General features: G+C 66.6%; 18 protein-coding genes. 5 read left to right on the top strand and 13 right to left on the bottom strand.

Annotated elements, in window-relative coordinates:
• Nucleotides 1-56: 56 nt before the first annotated feature.
• Together ACYVHH_RS16300 and ACYVHH_RS16295 are read right to left on the bottom strand one after the other, a co-directional pair.
• Nucleotides 57-767, bottom strand: a complete 711-nt coding sequence (locus ACYVHH_RS16300; protein ID WP_460566227.1) for a Crp/Fnr family transcriptional regulator — start codon at nt 765-767, stop codon at nt 57-59.
• A 7-nt stretch (nt 768-774) separates the two neighbouring features.
• The gene (locus ACYVHH_RS16295) at nt 775-2,256 is read right to left on the bottom strand and encodes an aldehyde dehydrogenase (RefSeq protein WP_460566226.1); all 1,482 of its coding nucleotides are present in this window, start codon (nt 2,254-2,256) and stop codon (nt 775-777) included.
• Nucleotides 2,257-2,471: 215 nt separating this feature from the next.
• Between ACYVHH_RS16295 and ACYVHH_RS16290 the strand changes: the two genes are divergently transcribed.
• On the top strand, nt 2,472-3,533 hold the full coding sequence (locus ACYVHH_RS16290; protein ID WP_460566225.1) for a S8 family peptidase: 1,062 nt from the start codon (nt 2,472-2,474) through the stop codon (nt 3,531-3,533).
• A 9-nt stretch (nt 3,534-3,542) separates the two neighbouring features.
• Here ACYVHH_RS16290 and ACYVHH_RS16285 read toward each other — a convergent pair whose 3' ends face one another.
• Nucleotides 3,543-3,896: a DUF2917 domain-containing protein gene (locus tag ACYVHH_RS16285; protein ID WP_460566224.1), complete on the bottom strand. Its 354-nt coding sequence runs from the start codon at nt 3,894-3,896 to the stop codon at nt 3,543-3,545.
• Between the two features lie 113 nt (nt 3,897-4,009).
• On the opposite strand from ACYVHH_RS16285, the gene ACYVHH_RS16280 reads away from it, so the two are divergent.
• Complete coding sequence (locus ACYVHH_RS16280) at nt 4,010-4,993, top strand: LysR substrate-binding domain-containing protein (protein WP_460566223.1); 984 nt, start codon at nt 4,010-4,012, stop codon at nt 4,991-4,993.
• A gap of 21 nt (nt 4,994-5,014) precedes the next feature.
• Here ACYVHH_RS16280 and ACYVHH_RS16275 read toward each other — a convergent pair whose 3' ends face one another.
• The 7 genes from ACYVHH_RS16275 to ACYVHH_RS16245 all read right to left on the bottom strand — a co-directional run bounded on the left by ACYVHH_RS16275 (nt 5,015) and on the right by ACYVHH_RS16245 (nt 12,993).
• Nucleotides 5,015-5,866, bottom strand: coding sequence for an ABC transporter permease (locus tag ACYVHH_RS16275; RefSeq protein ID WP_460566222.1), 852 nt, complete (start codon nt 5,864-5,866; stop codon nt 5,015-5,017).
• A gap of 11 nt (nt 5,867-5,877) precedes the next feature.
• Nucleotides 5,878-6,792 carry an ABC transporter permease gene (locus tag ACYVHH_RS16270; protein WP_460566221.1) on the bottom strand — a complete coding sequence of 305 codons (915 nt, stop codon included), beginning with the start codon at nt 6,790-6,792 and terminating at the stop codon, nt 5,878-5,880.
• Nucleotides 6,793-6,819: 27 nt separating this feature from the next.
• Complete coding sequence (locus tag ACYVHH_RS16265; RefSeq protein WP_460566220.1) at nt 6,820-7,923, bottom strand: ABC transporter ATP-binding protein; 1,104 nt, start codon at nt 7,921-7,923, stop codon at nt 6,820-6,822.
• 93 nt (nt 7,924-8,016) lie between these two features.
• Nucleotides 8,017-9,162, bottom strand: coding sequence for an extracellular solute-binding protein (locus tag ACYVHH_RS16260; RefSeq protein ID WP_460566219.1), 1,146 nt, complete (start codon nt 9,160-9,162; stop codon nt 8,017-8,019).
• A gap of 95 nt (nt 9,163-9,257) precedes the next feature.
• Nucleotides 9,258-10,667, bottom strand: a complete 1,410-nt coding sequence (locus ACYVHH_RS16255; RefSeq protein WP_460566218.1) for an aspartate aminotransferase family protein — start codon at nt 10,665-10,667, stop codon at nt 9,258-9,260.
• Nucleotides 10,668-10,707: 40 nt separating this feature from the next.
• Nucleotides 10,708-12,087, bottom strand: coding sequence for a glutamine synthetase family protein (locus ACYVHH_RS16250; protein WP_460566217.1), 1,380 nt, complete (start codon nt 12,085-12,087; stop codon nt 10,708-10,710).
• 99 nt (nt 12,088-12,186) lie between these two features.
• On the bottom strand, nt 12,187-12,993 hold the full coding sequence (locus tag ACYVHH_RS16245) for a gamma-glutamyl-gamma-aminobutyrate hydrolase family protein (RefSeq protein WP_460566216.1): 807 nt from the start codon (nt 12,991-12,993) through the stop codon (nt 12,187-12,189).
• A gap of 125 nt (nt 12,994-13,118) precedes the next feature.
• Between ACYVHH_RS16245 and pdxR the strand changes: the two genes are divergently transcribed.
• From pdxR to ACYVHH_RS16230, 3 genes are all read left to right on the top strand, one after another.
• Nucleotides 13,119-14,603 carry a MocR-like pyridoxine biosynthesis transcription factor PdxR gene (gene pdxR / locus ACYVHH_RS16240; RefSeq protein WP_460566215.1) on the top strand — a complete coding sequence of 495 codons (1,485 nt, stop codon included), beginning with the start codon at nt 13,119-13,121 and terminating at the stop codon, nt 14,601-14,603.
• Between the two features lie 103 nt (nt 14,604-14,706).
• Nucleotides 14,707-15,339: a DUF1326 domain-containing protein gene (locus ACYVHH_RS16235; RefSeq protein ID WP_460566214.1), complete on the top strand. Its 633-nt coding sequence runs from the start codon at nt 14,707-14,709 to the stop codon at nt 15,337-15,339.
• A gap of 36 nt (nt 15,340-15,375) precedes the next feature.
• Complete coding sequence (locus ACYVHH_RS16230; protein WP_460566213.1) at nt 15,376-16,146, top strand: DUF2182 domain-containing protein; 771 nt, start codon at nt 15,376-15,378, stop codon at nt 16,144-16,146.
• Nucleotides 16,147-16,162: 16 nt separating this feature from the next.
• On the opposite strand, the gene ACYVHH_RS16225 is transcribed toward ACYVHH_RS16230, so the two are convergent.
• The 3 genes from ACYVHH_RS16225 to ACYVHH_RS16215 form a co-directional block, all read right to left on the bottom strand.
• Nucleotides 16,163-17,485 carry an NAD(P)/FAD-dependent oxidoreductase gene (locus tag ACYVHH_RS16225; protein WP_460566212.1) on the bottom strand — a complete coding sequence of 441 codons (1,323 nt, stop codon included), beginning with the start codon at nt 17,483-17,485 and terminating at the stop codon, nt 16,163-16,165.
• 3 nt (nt 17,486-17,488) lie between these two features.
• Nucleotides 17,489-18,412: an agmatinase gene (gene speB / locus ACYVHH_RS16220; protein WP_460566211.1), complete on the bottom strand. Its 924-nt coding sequence runs from the start codon at nt 18,410-18,412 to the stop codon at nt 17,489-17,491.
• 136 nt (nt 18,413-18,548) lie between these two features.
• Nucleotides 18,549-19,808 carry a YbfB/YjiJ family MFS transporter gene (locus ACYVHH_RS16215; protein ID WP_460566210.1) on the bottom strand — a complete coding sequence of 420 codons (1,260 nt, stop codon included), beginning with the start codon at nt 19,806-19,808 and terminating at the stop codon, nt 18,549-18,551.
• Nucleotides 19,809-19,898 lie beyond the last annotated feature (90 nt).

The raw sequence follows: 19,898 nt of genomic DNA, 5'->3' as shown, positions 1-19,898 counted from the left end.
TTTTACTGCGATGACTGCAAGAGAATGTGACGCACGTCACACTGGGTCGGCAGCTGCTATGCGCCGACCAGGGCCAGCAGCGCCGGCTCACGCAACTCGCAGTGGCGACGGTCACGCCGCACCAGGGCCCCCTGGCTCTCCAGCTGGCCCAGCACCCGCGCCACCGTTTCACGGCGGGTGCCCAGCAGCTCGGCCAGTTCGGCCTGCCCGGGGAGCTGCACCACCTCGCTGCGCTGGGTCTGCATCAGCAGCAGCAAGGCCCCGGCCACCTGGCCCACGATGCCGCGTATGCGCGTGACATGGGACCAGTCGGCCACACGGGCAAAGGTGCGGCCGTACACCTCGGCAATGCGGGAGCGGAATTCGGCGTGGCCCAGGTAGGCCTGGGTGAGCGTGTCCACCCCCAGCTCGCACCAACGCCCGCCTGAAGTGGCCACGCAGGTGACGTTGTTGCCGCCGCTCGCCAAGGCGAACAGCCCCAGCATGTAACCGCTGCCCAGCAGGGCCACGGGGCGCACGCAACGGTCCGGCCCGCGCCGCTTCAGCAGGAACGACCCCACCTTGACGACACGAAAGACCGACTCCACCTCGCCCTGCACCTGCAGCACGTCGCCCTTCTGAAAGGCGCGCTCCACCACTGGTGAGGCGGCCAGCAGTTTCGCGGGCAACACGCTGAAGGGGCAATGTGTCCGGCCGACGCAACCGTCACACCCCCGGTGCTCAAGCGCACGGGTCGTGTTGGGGGACTGGGCCGGGAGTGGACTCATCCGGCCATCATAACGGGCTGTCGATCCGGATCCAGGTGGTTTTGGTTTCGGTGTACTTGTCAAAGGCGTGCAGCGACTTGTCGCGCCCCACCCCGCTCTGCTTGAAACCGCCAAAGGGCACGGTGATGTCGTCTTCGTCGTACTGGTTCACGTGCACCGTGCCCGCGCGCAGGGCACGCGCCACGCCGTGGGCCTTGTTGATGTCGCGCGTCCACACCGCCGCCTGCAGGCCATACACACTCTGGTTGGCCTGGCGCACCACGTCTGCCGCGTCGGTGAAAGACAGCACGCTCAACACCGGGCCGAAGATTTCTTCGCGGGCAATCGTCATCGTGTTGTTCACGCCGTCAAAGATGGTGGGCTGCACGTAGCAGCCGCCCGCCACGGGCTCCACCGCTTCGCCGCCCGCCAGCAGCTTGGCACCTTCGGCCTTGCCGGATTCGATGTAGCGCATCACCGTGTTGAGCTGGGTGGTGTCCACCAGCGCACCCATCACGGTGTTTTTGTCCAGCGGGTTGGCGGGCTGGTAGGCGGGCACCTTGGCCAGGGCTTTTTCCAGGAAGGCCTCCTTGATGGACGCTTCCACGAACAGGCGCGACGGCGCGTTGCAGCTTTCGCCCTGGTTGAAGAAGATGCTGCCCACGGCGGCCTCGACCGCACGGTCCAGGTCGGGGCAGTCGGCAAAGACGATGTTGGGCGACTTGCCGCCCAGCTCCGTCCACGCGCGCTTGAGGTTGCTCTGCCCCGCCATCACGTGGATCTGCTTGCCCACGCGCGTGCTGCCGGTGAAGGCAATGCAGTCCACGTCCATGTGCAGCGCCAGGGGGCTGCCCGCTTCGGGGCCGTAGCCGGGCACCACGTTGAACACGCCGGGCGGAATGCCCGCCTCCAGCGCCAGCTCGGCCAGGCGCAGCGCGGTGAGCGGGCTCTTTTCAGACGGCTTGAGCACCACCGAGTTGCCCACGGCCAGCGCGGGGGCGATCTTCCACGCCGCCATGATCATGGGGTAGTTCCACGGCACGATGATGCCGACCACGCCCACCGGCTCGCGGGTGATGAGCGCCAGCGCCGTGTCGGGCGTGGGGGCGATCTCGTCGTAGACCTTGTCCACCGCCTCGCCGTACCAGCGTATGCAGTTGGCCGCGCTGTTCACGTCCACCGCGCGGGCGTACTTCACCGGTTTGCCCATGTCCAGCGTTTCGGTCAGGGCCAGCTCGTCGGCATGGGCCAGCAGCAGGTCGGCAAACTTCTGCATCACGCGCTTGCGCTGCGCCGGCGCCTTGCCCGCCCAGCGACGGTCTTCAAAAGCGGCTCGTCCCGCGCGCACGGCGGCGTCAATGTCGGCCTCGTCGCAGCGCGCCACGTCGGTGAGCACGCGGCCGTCCACGGGCGATATGCAGTGGAAGGTGTGGCCGCTGCGCGCGGCCACACGCTCGCCGTTGATGACGGCACGGCCGTCGAACTTGGGGCTGGTGGTGGGGGTTGTCATGGGGCGGGCTCCAGGCAAAGGCTGCAATTGGACCCATGGTAACCCCGAAAGATGAGACAGGAACCAGCCACTTTAGGCTGGGGGCGGGGGGCCGGTGGAGTGACATGCATGCAGCCCGAGAAACTCTCCCCCCATCAGGTGCTTTCCGAAATTTGAGCCAGGGCAAGACGCGCCTGGTGCAACATCCGTTAAACCCTTCAGCAAAGGCTGCCCCCATGGCCGACTCCTACGACTGGCACCTTGATCACCGGGGCGTGGGTGCTTCAGACGCCTGGAGCATGTTCGTGACCCAAAAGGGCGCGACCACCCGCCTGCCATGGGCCGACGTGCGCGTTGCACACATCGACACCGGCTACACCGAACACGCGGCGCTGGGGTGGGACAACGGCAGCAGCACGTACGTGTTCCCCAGCCAGGGGAAGGACTTCTGGAGCGGTGCCCACGACCAGGACGGCCCGCGCGACCCGTTCCTGCCCGGCTTCCCGGGACACGGCACCCGCATCAGCGCGACGATTGCCGGGTTCTACCCCGAGGCCCCCGGCGGCCCCTTCTATGGGGTGGCGCCAGGGGTGCAGATCATTCCCTACCGCGTCACCGATTCGGTGATCGCCGACCACGTGCAGCACCACATCCGCGATGCCATCCGCGAAGCGATTGCATCAGACTGCCATGTGGTCAACATCGCCTTGGGCGCATTGCGCCCTTCCAGATCGCTGGCTGCAGCGCTGGACGACGCCTACGAAGCGGGCTTGATTGTGGTGTGTGCCGCAGGGCAGGTGTGGAAAGAGGTCCCCTACCCCGGGCGCTTCAACCGCTGCGTCACCATGGGGGGTGTCGGGCCAGGGTTGAAACCTTGGCGAAGTGCCGCGACAGGCATCTACGTTGACCTGTGCGGCCCGGCCGACAAGATACGCCGCGTGCGTGCGGAGAATCTGCCCCCTGGCCAGACCGCCACCAGGATGGCGCCGGGCACCGGGGATGGCACGTCCTACGCCACGGCGTGCTGCTCGGGTGCGGCCGCGCTTTGGCTGGCCTGGCATGGTCTGGCCACGCTGAAGCAACGCTATGGCCTGGCAGGGCTCTGGCAAATACCCAAGGCGTTCAAGTACCTGGCCATGAACACCGCCAAGCCGGGCAGCTGGCCCGGCCACATCACCGGCAAATACGGGCGGGGTGTGCTGGACATCCCCGCCCTGCTGTCGGCAGACTTGCCTGCGGCGGGCAACATGCGCAAGGAAAATCCGGCCTACGGGCGGTTTGATGACGGCAGCCTGTGAGGCGCGCGCTCAAGACACCTCAAAGCTCCAGTCAAACCACACTGGCCCACCCTCGCCCCGCAGAACCAGCGGCTCCATCACCAGCCGGGCCCCGGCGGGCACGTTCAGCGTTTCGCCGGGCGCCAGGAACAGGTCGCCCCGGTCGTTGAGCGACCCGTCGTACGGGCCACCCAGTGTCGCCCAAACGCTACCCTGGGCAATGCGCAGGCGGCCGGGGCGCGTGGGCGCCAGGGTGATGGCGCGGCCTGGCTCCAGGCGAAAACACCCCGCCGTCACGCGGGACTTGTGCGATGCCTGCGCGCGCAGCGCGCGGCCCCACAGCGAGGAAACGACCGGGACCGGATCGAAGGACGGGTTGAACATGGCGCTCTCCAGTGATGACAACGTAGAGGAATGATCTATCGCTCTTGCCTCTGAGTCCAATGAAACTGCGGTAATCTATTGATTCCATATACGCATCAATTGGAGGTTGTGGCATGTCCACTGGTCCGCGCTCAGTCCGCTCCCGCCCCATCCCGGTGGGCCACCTGCGCGCCTTCGAGGCGGTGGCCCGGCACCTGAACTTTCGCGCCGCTGCCGAAGAGCTGTTCCTCACGCAAAGCGCGGTGAGCCGCCAGATCCAGGCACTGGAGGAGGACGTGGGCAGCCCACTGTTCCTGCGTCACACACGTGCCGTGGAGCTGACGGGTGCAGGGCTGACGCTGCTGCGCGCCACCGGCGCTGCGCTGGAGCGCATCGACGGCGCGGTGCGGCAGATACGCCAGCGCGCAGGCCGACGCACGGTGGCCATCACCACCTGGGCGTCATTCGCGTCGATGTGGCTCATTCCCCGGCTGGAGGCTTTTCAGCGCGAGCACCCGGACATCGACATCCGCATTGACGCCAGCGACGCGACGCTGGACCTGGCCACGTCTGACGTGGACCTGGCGCTGCGCTACACCGTGCCCACCTCCGCGCCCACCGGCGCGGTGAGGCTCTTTGGCGAGCAGCTCACCCCCGTAGCCAGCCCCTGGCTGCTGCGGGAACACCCGCTGGCGTCGGCCCAAGACCTGGAACATGTGACCTTGATTGATGCAGGCGACACGCACCCCGTGCACCAGGAATGGTTGAGCTGGCAACGCTGGCTGGACCAGTACGGCCAGCCCACCGATGCCAGCACGAGCAACGCGCGCCAAGGCCTGGCGCCCCAGCGCTGGCTGTACTTCAACTACGCCAACCAGATCGTGCAGGCTGCGCTTACCGGCCAGGGCGTGGCGCTGGCCCGCCTGCCGCTGGTGGCAGAAAGCCTGGCCAGCGGGGACCTGGTGGAGCCCCTGCCCGGCGCGCGGCTGGATTCACCCTTTGCCTACTGGCTGGTGCCCGCACCCAACAGCCCTCCCCGCCCGGAGGTGAAAGCCTTTTGCGACTGGCTTCTGCGCGAGGCCGAACGCACCCGGGCCGCCATTGGCGACGCGGGCTGACGACACGGGTTGAAGCGGCATTTAAAGCGCCTTAAGCTCCTGCCGCGCCGCCGCCGCCATCTCGCGCTCGCGCTTGCGCGTGGTGCGCGCCACCCACACCGCGTAGCTGACGATGACCACCGTGACGGTGACGATGAGGATGGTGGCCGCCGCGTAGATGGTGGGGTTGATGCCCCGCCGCGCGTAGCCGAAGATGACCTGCGGCAGCGTGTTGACACCTGGGCCCGAGAGGAATTCCGAGATCACCACGTCGTCGAACGACAGCGTGAACGACAGCAGGAACGCCGCCAGGATGGCCTGAAAGATGTTGGGCAGCGTGACCAGGAAGAACACCTGGTGCGGGCGGGCACCCAGGTCCATGGCGGCTTCCTCGATGCGGCGGTCCATCTCCAGCAGGCGGCTTTGCACCACCACCATGCCGTAGGCCATGCCCAGCAGCGTGTGGCCCAGGATGATGGTCAGCATGCCCCGCTGCGGCCAGCCGAACACGTTCTGCGCCCCCACCATCAGCAGCAGCAGCGACAGACCGATGATCACCTCGGGCATGACCAGCGGCGCGTTGACCATGCCAGAGAACACCGTGCGTCCGATGAAGCGGCGGTAACGCACCAGCACGAAGGCCGCGAAGGTGCCCAGCACGGCGGACATCACCCCGGTGACAGCCGCCACCTTGAGCGAAAGCCAGAAGCCCTCGACGATCTTGGTGTCGCGCATCAGGGCTTCGTACCAGCGCAGCGAGAAGCCGGTGAAGCGCGCATCCTGCCGCGTGCTGTTGAACGAGAACAGGATCATGAAGAACAGCGGCAGGTACAGGAACAGGAAGACCACCGCCATCCACAACTTGCCGAAGTGCTTTTCCAGGAAAGATTTCATGGTGTCAGCTTTCAGGAACGGGCTTCGGCCTGTCTGCCGCTGTAGTGGTAGTACAGCGACAGCGGCACCACGATGAGCGCGATCATCACCACCGCCAGCGCGGTGGCGCGGGGCCAGTTGTTGCTGGTGAACATCTCGTCCCACACCACGCGGCCGATCATCAGGTTCTCGGGCCCGCCCAGCAGCGACGGGATGACGAACTCACCCAGCGACGGAATGAACACCAGCATGAAGCCAGCGATGATGCCCGCCTTGGACAGCGGCACCGTGACCAGCCAGAAGGCCTTGAACGGCGAGGCGCCCAGGTCGTAGGCGGCCTCCAGCAGACGGAAATCCATCTTCACCAGGTTGGCGTACAGCGGCAGCACCATGAAGGGCAGGTACACGTAGGTCATGCCCACCAGCATGGACACGTTGGTGTAGAGCATGTGCACCGGCTCGCTCACCAGCCCCACCGCCATCAGGGCGCGGTTGAGCACGCCCTGGTCGGCCAGGATGCCCTTCCACGCATACACACGCAGCAGGAAGGACGTCCAGAACGGCAGCATCACCATCAGCAGCAGCGCGGGGCGAATGCTGGCGGGCGAGCGTGCAATGAAGTACGCGAACGGATAGCCCAGCAGCAGGCACAGCAGCGCCGTGCACAGCGCGTACCAGATGGAGCGCAGGTAGGCGTCGACGTAGAGCGTCTGGAACAGCTCCCCGCCCTCGCGGCGGAAGATGGTCCAGTAGTTCTCGTACTTCAGCTTGAGCACGCCGGTATCCGGGTCCCACAGCGGCTTGAAGGGGTGGATGTCGTTGCCCATGTCCACGAAGCTGATGTACAGCAGGATCAGGAAGGGCAGGAAGAAAAAGACGAACAGCCAGGCGTAGGGCACCCCGATCACGAAGCGCCTGCCGGGCATGGAAAGTCTGGTGATGGCCATGCTGTGCTCCTAGGTTGCCGGGGGCATTCAGTCGCGCAGCACGATGCCGGCCTTGTCGTGCCACCAGAAGAAGACGTTGTCTTCCCAGGTGATGTCCGACAGCTCGTGGCGGGAGGTGTTGGCCTCGGTGATCTTGACGCGCTTGCCGTCGGCCGCGACCACGATGTAGGTGTTGTAGGAGCCGAAGTAGGCGATTTCCTTCACACGGCCGGTGAACAGGTTGCAGTTCACGTCGCGGGGCCGCTCCTTGGAGATTTCGATCTTCTCCGGGCGCACGGCCAGCGCCACCGGCATGTTCAGCGCCCCGCTCACGCCATGGCCCACGTGCATCTCGCCGATGGCGGTGGTGACGGCGCAGTGGTCAGGCTCGTCGGTGGTGAGCTTGCCATCGAACAGGTTGACGTTGCCGATGAAATCTGCCACGAACCGGCTGGAGGGGTGCTCGTAGACTTCCTCGGGCGAGCCCACCTGCAGCACGCGCCCCTTGCTCATGACGGCAATGCGGCTGGCCATGGTCATGGCCTCTTCCTGGTCGTGCGTCACCATCACGCAGGTCACACCCACCTTCTCGATGATGTTGACCAGTTCGAACTGGGTCTGCTCGCGCAACTTCTTGTCGAGCGCGCCCAGGGGCTCGTCGAGCAGCAGCAGCTTGGGTTTCTTGGCCAGGCTGCGCGCCAGGGCCACGCGCTGCTGCTGGCCGCCCGAGAGCTGGTGCGGCTTGCGCTTGGCAAACTGGCCCAGCTGCACCAGGTCCAGCATCTCGCCCACGCGCTGCTGGATCTCGGCCTTGGGCAAGCCTTCGCGCTTGAGGCCGAAGGCAATGTTCTCCCAGATGTCCAGGTGCGGGAACAGCGCGTAGGACTGGAACATCATGTTGATGGGGCGCTCGTAGGGCGGCAGGCCAGCCACATCCTGGCCGCCGAGCATGATGCGGCCGGAGGTCGGCGTTTCGAACCCGGCCAGCATGCGCAGCAAGGTGGACTTGCCACAACCGGAACTGCCCAGCAGGGCAAAAATCTCGCCCCGCCCGATGGAGAGGGACACCTCGTCCACGGCCAGCGCCTCGTCGAAGCGCTTGACCAGCTTCTCGGTGACCAGGTAACCCTCTTTCACGCCCGCCTCAGTCATGGTCGGTCCTTGTCAGTGTGCACAGGTAACAAAAAGGGGCTGTTCATACGGTGCGTACAAACAGCCCCCGGTGGTGATCAAGCCGGACTGGACTTACTTGCCCTGCTTGAAGGTGTTGTAGGCAGAAGCCAGGGCTTCGCGCGCTTCGTTGGTGAAGCTGCTCGGCGGGATCATCTTGCCCATGTAATCGCTCTCGACGAAGATGGTCTTGTTGCCAGCGATCTCGGGGTTGATCTTGTCAAGCGCAGCCTTGTTCCCGGTGGGGTAGCTCATCTCGTTGGCCATGGCGGCGGCGTTCTCGGCACGCAGGTAGAAGTCGATAAAGGCGTGCGCGTTGCCGGGGTGCTTGGCGTCCTTGGTGATGCCCATGGCGTCGATGAAGATCAGCGCGCCGGTGCTGGGCAGCAGCGCTTCGATCACGTCCTTGGAGCCGTTCTCCTTGGCGCGCTCGGCGGCGATGTTGATGTCACCGGACCAGCCGATCGCCACGCAGGCCTTGCCGCCAGCGATGTCGTCGATCATGGTGGAGCTGAACAGGCGGATGTCCTTGCGCACCTTGGCCAGCATCTCGTTGGCGGCCTTGTAGTCGGCCGGGTCGTTGGAGTAGGCGTCCTTGCCGATGTAGTGCAGCGCCACCGGCATGATCTCGGTGGGGGAGTCCAGGTAGGCGATGCCGCAGGACTTCAGCTTGCTCGTGTACTCGGGCTTGAACACGAGATCCCAGGCGTTTTCAGGCATGGGGGTCTTGCCCAGGGCCTTTTCCACCTTGGTCTTGTTGACGCCCACGGTGGTGAAGCCCCAGGCCCACGGCACCAGGTGCTTGTTGTCCGGGTCGGCCTTGGACATGGTCTTCATGAACTCGCCGTCCAGGTTGGCCAGGTTGGGGATCTTGGCCTTGTCCAGGGGCTGCAGCAGGCCGCCTTCGATCTGCGGCTTGGCGAACACCGTGCCGGGCACGACGATGTCATAGCCCGAGTTGCCTGCCACCAGCTTGGCGTGCAGGGCCTCGTTGGTCTCGAAGGTGTCGTAGTTGACCTTGATGCCGGTCTCCTGCTCGAAGGCGGCGATCATGCCCTCGGGGATGTAGTCCGGCCAGTTGTAGATGTTGAGGACCTTTTCCTCAGCCGGGGCTGTAGGCGCGGGAGCGGGCTCCGGTGCTGCAGCAACCGGCTCCTCTTTCTTGCCGCATGCGGCCAGCAGCATGGCCGACACTGCCAAAACCAAAACCTGCTTTTTCATGATCCTCGACACTCCAATGTTGGGTTGAAAAAAGTTGGAAGTACGCGGTGGAAACTTAGCAATTTCCAGACCACGGTCGATTGTATTCAAGCGCGTCAGCAATGACCAAGCCGCTTCAGATCGGCCAGCGTCAGATCCAGCGCCTGACGGATCAGCCCCATCATCTCGTCCACCTGCGCGCGGGTCATGGTCAGCGGCGGCGCGATGATCATGCGGTCGCCCACGGCGCGCATGATGAGCCCGTTGCCGAAGCAGTGGCCACGGCAGATCATGCCCACGGCCAGCTCCTCGGGGAAGTGCTGGCGGGTGGCCTTGTCCTTCACCAGCACCAACCCGGCCACGAAGCCGCAGGTTTCAGCATCGCCCACCAGGGGGTGCTCCTTGAGCTCGGCAAAACGCTGCGCCAGGTAGGGGCCGATGTCGTCGCGCACGCGGCCGGGCAGGTTCTCCTGCTCCATCACGTCCAGGTTGGCCAGTGCCACCGCGCAGGCCACGGGGTGGCCGCTGTAGGTGTAGCCGTGGTTGAACTCGCCGCCTTTTTCAATCAGCACCTGGGCCACGCGGTCGCCCACCATCACGCCGCCCAGGGGGATGTAGCCGCTGGTCACCGCCTTGGCAAAGGTGATCAGGTCGGGCTTGTAGCCGAACTTCTCGTAGGCGAACCAGTGGCCCAGCCGGCCGAAGGCGCAGATGACCTCGTCACTGATGAGCAGGATGCCGTACTTGTCGACGATGCGCTGGATTTCGGGCCAGTAGGTGGCGGGGGGGATGATCACGCCGCCCGCACCCTGCACCGGCTCGGCGATGAAGGCGGCCACCTTCTCGGGGCCGATGGCCAGGATTTCCTCTTCCAGCCAGCGAGCGGCGCGCACGCCGAAGGCCTCGGGCGTTTCACCGGGCAAGGCCTTTTCGTAATAGTAGGGCTGGTCAATGTGCACGATGTTGGGGATGGGCAAGTCCCCCTGGGCGTGCATGCCACTCATGCCGCCCAGCGATGCGCCAGCCATGGTGGAGCCGTGGTAGGCGTTGTGCCGGCTGATGATGACCTTGCGCTGTGGCTGGCCGAGCAGGTCCCAGTAACGGCGCACCATGCGCACGTTGGTGTCGTTGCTTTCGGAGCCGCTGGAGCTGAAGAACACGTGCTCGAACTTGCGGCCGTCCACACTGGGGGCCAGCGAAGCGAGCCTGGCCGCCAGGCGCACGGCGGGTTCGTTGGTGGTCTGGAAGAAGCTGTTGTAGAAAGGCAGCTTCATCATCTGCTGGTAGGCAGCATCGGCCAGGGCCTTGCGCCCATAACCGGCGTTCACGCACCACAGCCCGCTCATGGCGTCCAGGATCTTCTTGTCCTCGCTGTCCCACACGTAGATGCCGTCGGCGTGGGTGATGACACGCGCACCCTTGGCCGCCAGCCCCTGGTGGTCGGTGAACGGGTGGATGAAATGGGCGCTGTCCAGGGCCTGCAGCTCCGCGGTGCTCAGGTGCTTGGGGTCGGTGGGTGCATTCATGCGGGTCTCCGTTCGGTCAGGGGCTGATGGGGCGGCGCGGTCACACGTGCAGCAGCAGGTGCTCGCGCTCCCAGGGCGAGATCACTTTCATGAACTCCTCGAATTCGAGTTCCTTGATCTCGGTGTAGATGGTCACGAAGGCTTCGCCCAGCACTTCGTGGAGGTCGGTCTCGCGGCGCAGCCAGTCCAGCGCCTCGCCCAGGCTGCGCGGCAGGCTGTAGGGCGAGAGGTAGGCGTCGCCCTTCATCTCGGGCTTGGGCTTGATCTTGTTCTTCAGGCCCAGGTAGCCGCAGGCCAGCGTCATGGACAGGGCAACGTAGGGGTTGGCGTCGGCGCCGATGACGCGGTTCTCGATGCGGCGCGCCTGCGGGCTGGCGATGGGCGAGCGGATGCCGACCGTGCGGTTGTCGTGCCCCCATTCGATGTTGATGGGCGCGGCGGTGTGGCGCGTGAGGCGGCGGTAGCTGTTCACATAAGGCGCCACCAGGGCCATGGCCGCGGGCACGTAGCGCTGCAGGCCGCCAATGAAGTGGAAGAAGGCCTCGGAGGGCGTGCCGTCCGGGTTGCTGAAGATGTTGCGCCCGGTTTCCTTGTCCACGATGCTCTGGTGGATGTGCATGGCGCTGCCCGGCTCACCGGCGATGGGCTTGGCCATGAAGGTGGCGTACATGTCGTGGCGCAGGGCCACTTCGCGCACGGTGCGCTTGAAGAAGAAGACCTCGTCGGCCAGGCCGAGCGGGTGAGCGTGGAAGAAGTTGATCTCCATCTGGCCCGCGCCGACCTCGTGGATCAGCGTGTCCACGTTCAGCTCCATCTTGTCGCAGAAGTCGTAGATGTCCTCGAACAGGGGGTCGAACTCGTTGACGGCGTCGATGGAGTAGGCCTGGCGCGACGTTTCGGCACGGCCGCTGCGGCCGATGGGCGGCTTGAGCGGGATGTTGCTGTCGGTGTTGCGCGCCGTGAGGTAGAACTCCAGCTCTGGCGCCACCACGGGCTCCAGGCCCATCTGGGCGTACAGGTCGCAAACGTGGCGCAGCACGCTGCGCGGCGCAAATGGCACCAGCTTGCCGCTGTGGTCGAAACAGTCGTGGATGACCTGCGCCGTGGGGTCAGCCGCCCAAGGCACGATGCGCACCGTGGTGGGGTCGGGGCGCAGCTGCATGTCGCGGTCGGTGGGGTCCACCACGTCGTAGTAGGGGCCGCTCTCGGGGAATTCGCCGGTCACGCCCATGCCCACGATGGCCTGGGGCAGGCGCATGCCGCGGTCTTCGGTGAACTTCTCGCGCGGCAGGATCTTGCCGCGCGCCACGCCCGTGAGGTCGGGCACCAGGCATTCGATTTCGGTGACGCGGCGTTGGTTGAGCCAGTGTTCCAGTTCGTTGAAGTTCTGCGGAATGGGGGAGTTGCTGCTGTCGCTCATACGGTATCCCTTTGGTGGTGTCCTGGGGGGATTCTGTGACGAATCCCTGGGTGTTGTCTCCCCCCGCGCGGCCTTGCCGCCGGGGGCACGTCCAGGCGGTCAGGGTTTGTCGGGAGCGGTGGCGTAGTTGCGGTCGTCGCGCATGCGCACCTGCTGGCGCTGCCGCACGGCGTCGCCGAAGGCACGGAAGATGGCGCTGTAGAAGGGGTTTTCCCAGCAGCGCCACTCGGGGTGCCACTGCACGGCGCAGGCGAAAGTGCGCGCACCTTCCACCTCGAAGGCTTCCACCAGGCCGTCGGGTGCATGCGCCAGAGCACGCAAGCCCGGCGCCAGGCGGCCCACTCCCTGGCCGTGCAGGGAATTGACCATGACCCGGGTACCACCGGCCCACTGTTCCATGGCACTGCCGGGCACGATGTTGATCTCGTGGCTGGGAGCGTACTGCTGGTCGGGCGGCACGCCGTCGGGCTCGCGGTGGTCCATCAGGCCAGGCACGGCGTGCACCGTCTGGTGCAGGCTGCCGCCCATGGCCACGTTGATTTCCTGGAAGCCCCGGCAGATGCCGAGCAACGGCACACCGCCTTCAACGCAGGCCCGCACCAGGGTGAGGGTGAGCGAATCGCGCTCGGGGTCGAGCGGCAGGGCAGGGTTGTGCACCTCCTCGTCGAAGTGCGAGGGGTGCACGTTGGAGGGCGAGCCGGTGAGCATCACGCCATCGACCAGGGACAGCAGTTGCGGCACCTGGGCGGCGTCGGCCAGCGGGAACATGACTGGCTGTGCGTGAGCGCCCACTTTCACTGCACGCGCGTATTTGTCGCCAAGCAGCAAGTAGGGCATCTGGTGACCGTGGTCGCCCAGGAGGCGGTGGTCGGCGGGCAGCCAGACCATGCACGGGTGGGTAGTCATTCGGGTCTCCATGTGTTGAAAACCATTCTGCCGGTTAAATTGGTTCAAAATGGGGGCCATTTGGGGCAAGACCATGGTGCCAATCAGACACCAACTGGCCCCACCACCCACGCAGGAAACGCGCCATGCTGTCCGAATACCTCCTGGCCGAGATGGCCCGACTGGGCGAAACCGGCGAGCTGCCCTTGCACCGCCGCCTGTACGAGGCGCTGCGGCATGCGCTGCTCGACGGCAAGCTGGTGGCGGGCGACCGGCTGCCCTCCAGCCGCGACCTGGCGCACGACCTGGCGCTGTCGCGCAACACGGTGGTAGCCGCCCTGGGCCAGTTGACGGTGGAAGGCTATCTGGTGAGCCATGTGGGCAGCGGCACCTACGTGCACGACCACGTGCCCCAGCGCGCCACGCGCCAGTGGGCGCCCATGGCGGTGCCTGCGGCACGCCTGTCGGCCCGGGGCGAGGCACTCACCCAACGCCACCGGGCCAGCGACCTCGAAATCCAGCCTTTCGTGCCGGGCGCGGCGGACTTCAGCGCCTTCCCCGTGGCCCTGTGGCAGCGCCTGCAGAACAAGCACTGGCGCGCGGCCTACCCCGAGATGCTGGACTACAACGACTCGGGTGGCTACGGCCCGCTGCGCCGCGCGGTGGCCGATTACCTGCGCGTCTTCCGCAGCGTGCGGCTGGACGCCGATCAGGTCCTCATCACCAGCGGCACGCAGCAGTCGCTGGAGTTGTGTGCGCACCTGCTGGCCGACCATGGCGACACGGTGTGGCTGGAAGACCCGGCCTACTGGGGTGCGGTCAAGGCCTTCACGGCCACGGGCCTGGCCATCCACCCCGTGGCGGTGGACGACGAAGGCATCGCCCCCGGCGAGGCAGACGAACAGCAGCCGCCCCGGCTCATCTACGTGACACCTTCACACCAGTACCCCACGGGCGCGGTGATGTCGCTGGCGCGGCGGCAACAGTTGCTGGCCAGCGCGAGCCGCTGCAACGCCTGGGTGCTGGAAGACGACTATGACAGCGAGTTCCGCTTCAGCGGGCCGCCCATCTCGTCGCTGGAAGGGCTGGACGAGGAGGGCAGGGTGCTCTACATGGGCACGTTCTCGAAAGTGCTGTACCCGGGGCTGAAACTGGGTTACCTGGTGGTGCCCAAGACGCTGATACACGCCTTCAAGCAGGCGCACTACGACCTGAACCGACCGGGTCAGATGCCGCTGCAGGCAGCGCTGGCTGAATTCATTGAGATGGGCCACTTTGCCAGCGCCCTGCGCCGCGCCCGCCAGACCTACGCCGAACGCCGCCAGCTGCTGGTGGATGCGCTGGCCCCCGTGCTGAGCAGCGGGGTGGGGCGCATCCACGGCGCGGCGCAGGGGTTGCACCTGTGCCTGCGGCTGCCTGGGCATGCGGATGACCGGGCCATTGCCGCGCAGGCCGCCCGCGAGGGCCTGACCGTGCGGCCGCTGTCAGCCTACTGCCTGCAGCGGCAGGACTTGCGCGGGCTGGCCATCGGCTACGGGTACGCCGCGCCAGAGACCATCAAGCGGCATGGCCCCGTCCTGGCGCGGGTGGTGCAGACAGCCCTGCCAGAAGGCGCCGTCCGCGCAACTTGACTTCACCTGCCGAAAGTTCAGAATGATGGGCCCCCCGGTCGATTCAACGGGTTGGCCGGTTCTCGGCCCAAGGCCGAAACTTCCCATCGAAGGAGAAGTCGCCATGGCTCACGCTGACTGGCGCCTGGAAGGCGAATGGATCAAGAACTGCAGCTGCGCGTACGGCTGCCCCTGTGACTTCAACGCACCGCCTACCCACGGCTGGTGCAAGGGCCTGGTGGGGATGCGCATCACCCAAGGCCACGTCAACAACGTGCGACTCGACGGGTTGAGCTTTTTCGTCACCGTGGCCTTCCCCGGCCCACTGCATGAGGGCAACGGCGAGGCCCAATTGATCGTCGATGAAACCGCTACCAGCGAACAGCGCGAAGCTCTGTTTGCCATCCTTTCCGGACAGAACTCGGCGGAAGGCACGCTGTTTCACATCTTCAGCCTCATTGTGTCCAAGCACCACGAGCCCGTGTTCGCACCCATCTCCTTCGAGTTCGACAAGGAAGCGCGCCTTGCCCGTGTTCGCATCCCCGGCTGGCTGGAAACCGAGGTCGAACCGATACGCAACCCGGTCACGGGGGCGCCCCACCGCGCCAAGGTGGTGCTGCCGGAGGGGTTCGAACACATTGAGGGAGAGATGGCTTCGGCCGACATCCGCAGCACCGGCGCCATTCCCTTCGAAACCCACGGCAGCCACAGCACCCTGGCCCACGTGACGCAGACACCCGAAGGCGTCGTCGCCTGACGCGCCCGCTATCCACGCCCTCTACAGGCGGCACAAGTGGACAGCCTGCTCCGGCACGTCTCCAGGCATGAGCGCGCCCTGGTCCTGGTCGGCCTGCTGCTGGTGGAAGGCGGGGCCTGGGCCTACCTCTGGAACGGCGCCGGCACCCTGGAGGACATGGGCGGCATGCTGATGCCCATGAGCAGCGGCCCCTGGACGCTGACGCACGCCTTGGTCATGCTCGCCATGTGGTGGGTGATGATGGTGGCCATGATGCTGCCGGGCGCGCTGCCGGTGATCCTGATCCATGCCGGCATTGCGGGCCGCCAACCCCGGGCCGGGCTGGCAACGGCGGCATTCACTGCGGGGTATCTGCTGGCGTGGGGCGGCTTCGGCATCGCCGCCACGGCGCTTCAGTTCGCCTTGGAGCGCATGGCCCTGCTGTCTCCCATGATGGAGCTGACCAGTGTGGGCCTGGCCGCCGCCGTCTTCGCCGCAGCGGGGGTGTACCAGTGGACCCCGCTGAAACGTGCGTGCCTGGAGCATTGCCACGAGCCACTGGCGTTCGTGCTGACGCACTGGCGCAACGGCCCGCGTGGTGCGCTTTGGATGGGCTGGCGCCATGGCGGTTACTGCCTGGGCTGCTGTTGGGTGCTGATGCTGCTGCTCTTTGTCGGCGGCTTGATGAACCTGGCCTGGGTAGCAGGAATCGCGCTGTACGTGCTTGCCGAAAAAGTCGGCCCTAACCAGCCCTGGGTCCGCCGGGCCGCTGGTACGGGTTTGCTGCTGTGGGGCATGGCACTGCTGTGGTGGCCCGGGTTTGCCTGACGCGCCATACACCCCTTCAACCCATCACGTCGCGCAGCCGGTGCCACAGCATGCCCAGCGCCAGCACGGGCGTGCGCAGCATGGGCCCGCCGGGAAAGTTGTGGTGCTTCAGCCGCGCGAACACGTCGAAACGCCCGGCCTGGCCCGCCACGGCCTCGGCCACCAGCTGGCCCGCCAGGCCCGTGAGCGCCACACCGTGGCCGCTGAAGCCTTGCAGGTAATAGATGTTGTTGCCCACGCGCCCGAAGTCTGGCGCGCGGTTCATGCTGATGTCCACGAAGCCACCCCAAACAAACTCCACCGGCACGCTCGCCAGTTCCGGGAAGATGGCCGCCATGCGCTGCTGCATCACCGCCGGCAGGCGCGGCGGCGTCATGGTGGTGTAGCTCACGCGGCCGCCAAACAGCAGCCGCAAGTCGGCGCTGAAGCGGAAGTAGTCCAGCACGAAGTTGTTGTCACACACCGCCGCACGGTTGGGGATGAGCCGCTGGCACAGCTCGGGCGCCAGCGGCGCCGTGCCGATGATGTAGGTGCCCACCGGCATGATGCGCGGATGGACTTGCGGCAGCACGCCGGGCCCGTGTTCGGCCAGGGTGCAGTTGCCCGCCACCACCGCGTGGCTGGCGCGCACCGTGCCTTGCGCCGTGTGCGCCACCACGCCGCCGCTGGTCTGCGCCAGCGATCGCACCGGCGTGTGTTCGTGGATGGTCACCCCCAGGCCCTGCGCCGCGCGCGCCAGCCCCAGGCCGTACTTGAGCGGGTGCAGGTGGCCCGACAGCCGTTCGTACCCCGCGGCGTGATAACGCTTTGAACCGATGAAACGCTGCACCTCGGCCCCGGTGGCCACCTCGCAACGCAGGCCGTAGTCTCGCTCCTGCGCCTCCAGGTCGGCCAGCAGGGTCTTGGCCTTGCCCGGCGAATCGGCCACGTAGAGGTAGCCCTTCACCTGGTCGCAATCGATGCTGTGCTGCGCAATGCGCTGGTCGATAAGGTCCAGCGCCTGCAGCGACATGTCCCAGGCGCGGCGGGCGTCGTCGCGGCCCAGTTGCTGCTCGAACGGCCCCTGGCCCGAGGCAAAGCCCACGATGGCCTGCCCCCCGTTGCGCCCGCTGGCGCCGGAGCAGATGCGGTCGGCCTCCAGCACCACCACGCGCAGGCCGCGCTGCGCCAGTTCCAGTGCCGCGCTCAGGCCCGCAAAGCCCGCGCCCACCACCAGCACGTCGGCCTGGGTGTCGCCCTGCAAAGGGGGCAGGGCAGGGCCCCGCGCTGCGCTGGCCTCGTAATAGCTGCGCTGGTTGAGCTGTGTGTCGGACTTGAGCAGCGAGGGCTTGAACACCATGGCTCAGCCCCCCCGCCGCGCCACTTGCCCGCTCAGGTAGGTCCACACAAAGGTGGCGGCGGCATTGCTGGTCAGTTCCGCGTGGTCGTAGGCCGGGGCCACCTCCACGCAGTCCATGCCCACCCAGTTCAGCCCAGCAAGCTCTTCCAGGAAAGTAAGCACTTGCGAACTGGTCATGCCGCCGGGCTCCGGCGTGCCCGTGCCGGGGGCAAAGGCAGGGTCCAGGCAATCGATGTCCAGCGTCAGGTAAACCGGCCGCTGGCCGATGCGTTCGCGTATGGCCTGCAGCATGGGTGCCAGCCCGGCACCTTCCAGCCCGCGCAGCGCACGCGCCGTGAAAATCTGCCCGCCCTGGTCCTGCACGTAGTCCCTCGCGGCACGCACCCCGCTGGAGCGGATGCCGATCTGCACCGTGTGCGCCGGGCTCACCAGCCCTTCCTGCAGCGCCTCGTAAGTCCAGGTGCCGTGGCCGGAAGGCTCGCCGAAGTGGTCTTCCCAGGTGTCGCAATGGGCGTCGAAGTGCACCAGCGCCAGCGGTTCGCCGTACTGTTGGCGGGCTGCGCGCAACAGGGCCAGCGTCACCGAATGGTCACCCCCCAGGAACACGCAGTGGTGGCGGGCCATCAGCGCTGCGGCCTGGTGTTGAATGTGGGTACGCACTTCCGCCAGGGGCGAGGCGTTGGGCAGGCGCATGTCGCCCGCGTCACCCAGATGGGGCAGGGGTGACACGTCGAACACGGGGTGGATGCCGTCGCACAGCATCAGGCTGGCCGCACGCATGGCCTGCGGCCCGAAGCGGGCGCCAGGGCGGTTGGTCACGGCGCCGTCGTAGGGCACGCCCACCACGGCGAAGGGTTGGTCGGTCAGCGGCGCAGCAGCCAGGAAGCGGTTGCTGTTCTGCGCGTAGGCAAATTCACCCAGGGCCATGGGGGTTCCTCTTGAGTCAGTTTGGGATTCGGGCTGAATGGACCCGTACCTTACCCCCTCAATCGCCGCATGAATGGTGCCATTGGCGCCATCCGTGTGGCGGCCACTGAGCACCATGGCTTGATGCAGACGGGATTCAGCCCAGCGCCTTCTGCCGCCAGGCCAGCGCCGCGCCCACCCACAAGGCCACCGCAGAAAACAGCAACCCGCGCTCCAGCCCGCCCGGGCCGTCGGCAATGAAACCCACCACCGTGGGCCCAACGATCTGCCCCGCCGCAAACACGATGGTGAAGGCGCTGATGCCCGCCGCCCAGCGCGCCGCGGGCAGGTTGTGGCGCACCAGCGCCGTGGTGGACGCCACCACCGACAGGAACACCCCGCCGAACATCACCCCCGACAGCAACAGCACCGGCCAGGCCGAGGTAAGCGCGGGCAGCACCGTGGCCACACCCAGCAGGGCGTTCAGGCGGGCCAGGGGCTGGCCGTCCTTGTGCCGGTCCAGCAGGCCCGCCCAGATGCGCGACGACGCCACCACCGCCAAGCCCAAGAGGCTGTAGAAGAAAGTGATGGCACCGCCCGAATTGCCTTGATCGCGCAGCAACGCGATCACAAAAGTCATGTACCCGATGTAACCCACACCGAACAGGCTGTAACCCGCCAGCGCCGGGCTCAAGCGCCACAACGAAGGCGCAGCCGCGTCAACGGCAGCACTGGCCAGGCCAGCCGCGCCGCCGGGTGCAGACGAACTCGTCACCCCCGTTTCATGCCGCTGCAAGGCACCCGCCACCCAGGCCAGCGCAACCGTGGCCAGCACACACAGCCCGGCCAGCCACCACCAGGCCCAGGCCCAGGCGTGGGGCCGCCCGGCCATGGCCTGCAGCACCCAAGGCACCGACACGGCCGACGCCACAATGCCCCAGCCCGTGCCCCCGTAATACAAGCCCAGCAGCAAACCGCTGCGCCGTGGCCAGTGCGCCCCCAGCCGCGCGGCCAGCAAGCCCCCGGCAATGAACACCCAGGCGCTGGCCAGCCCAGCCAACAGACGCTGCGCCATCAGGGGCGTGGCATCCACAAAAAAGCCGCTGCCCGCCATGAACACGCTGGCCAGCGCTGCGCCCCACAGCAGCAACCGCCCCGGGCCCAGTCGGCGCATCAGCCACGGTGTGCTCAGCGCGCCCAGCAGGTAACCCATGGCGTTGAAGGTGTTCATGGCACCGGCCAGGGTGTAGCTCCAGCCCAGGTCCTCGCGCATGGGCGGCAGCAGCAGCCCGTAGGCAAACCGCGTCACACCCAGCGACACGGCCGCCCCCAGCGACAGCACCAAGGCCAGCCACAGGCCGCCACGTTCAGCGGTGGAAGAGGGGGTCAAAGCGGACCTGTCGGGCAAGGTGGACATGGTTCCGCATTCTGCGGCAAGGGCTCTATGCCGTTTTGTGTGGAAACGCTTCGCGTCATGTCGGCATGGCTGGCGCGAACGGACTGGCCG

It is taken from the genome of Hydrogenophaga aquatica, assembly GCF_054780915.1.
Note: the sequence above shows the minus strand (reverse complement) of the source record. Positions and strands in the feature narration are given on the sequence as shown.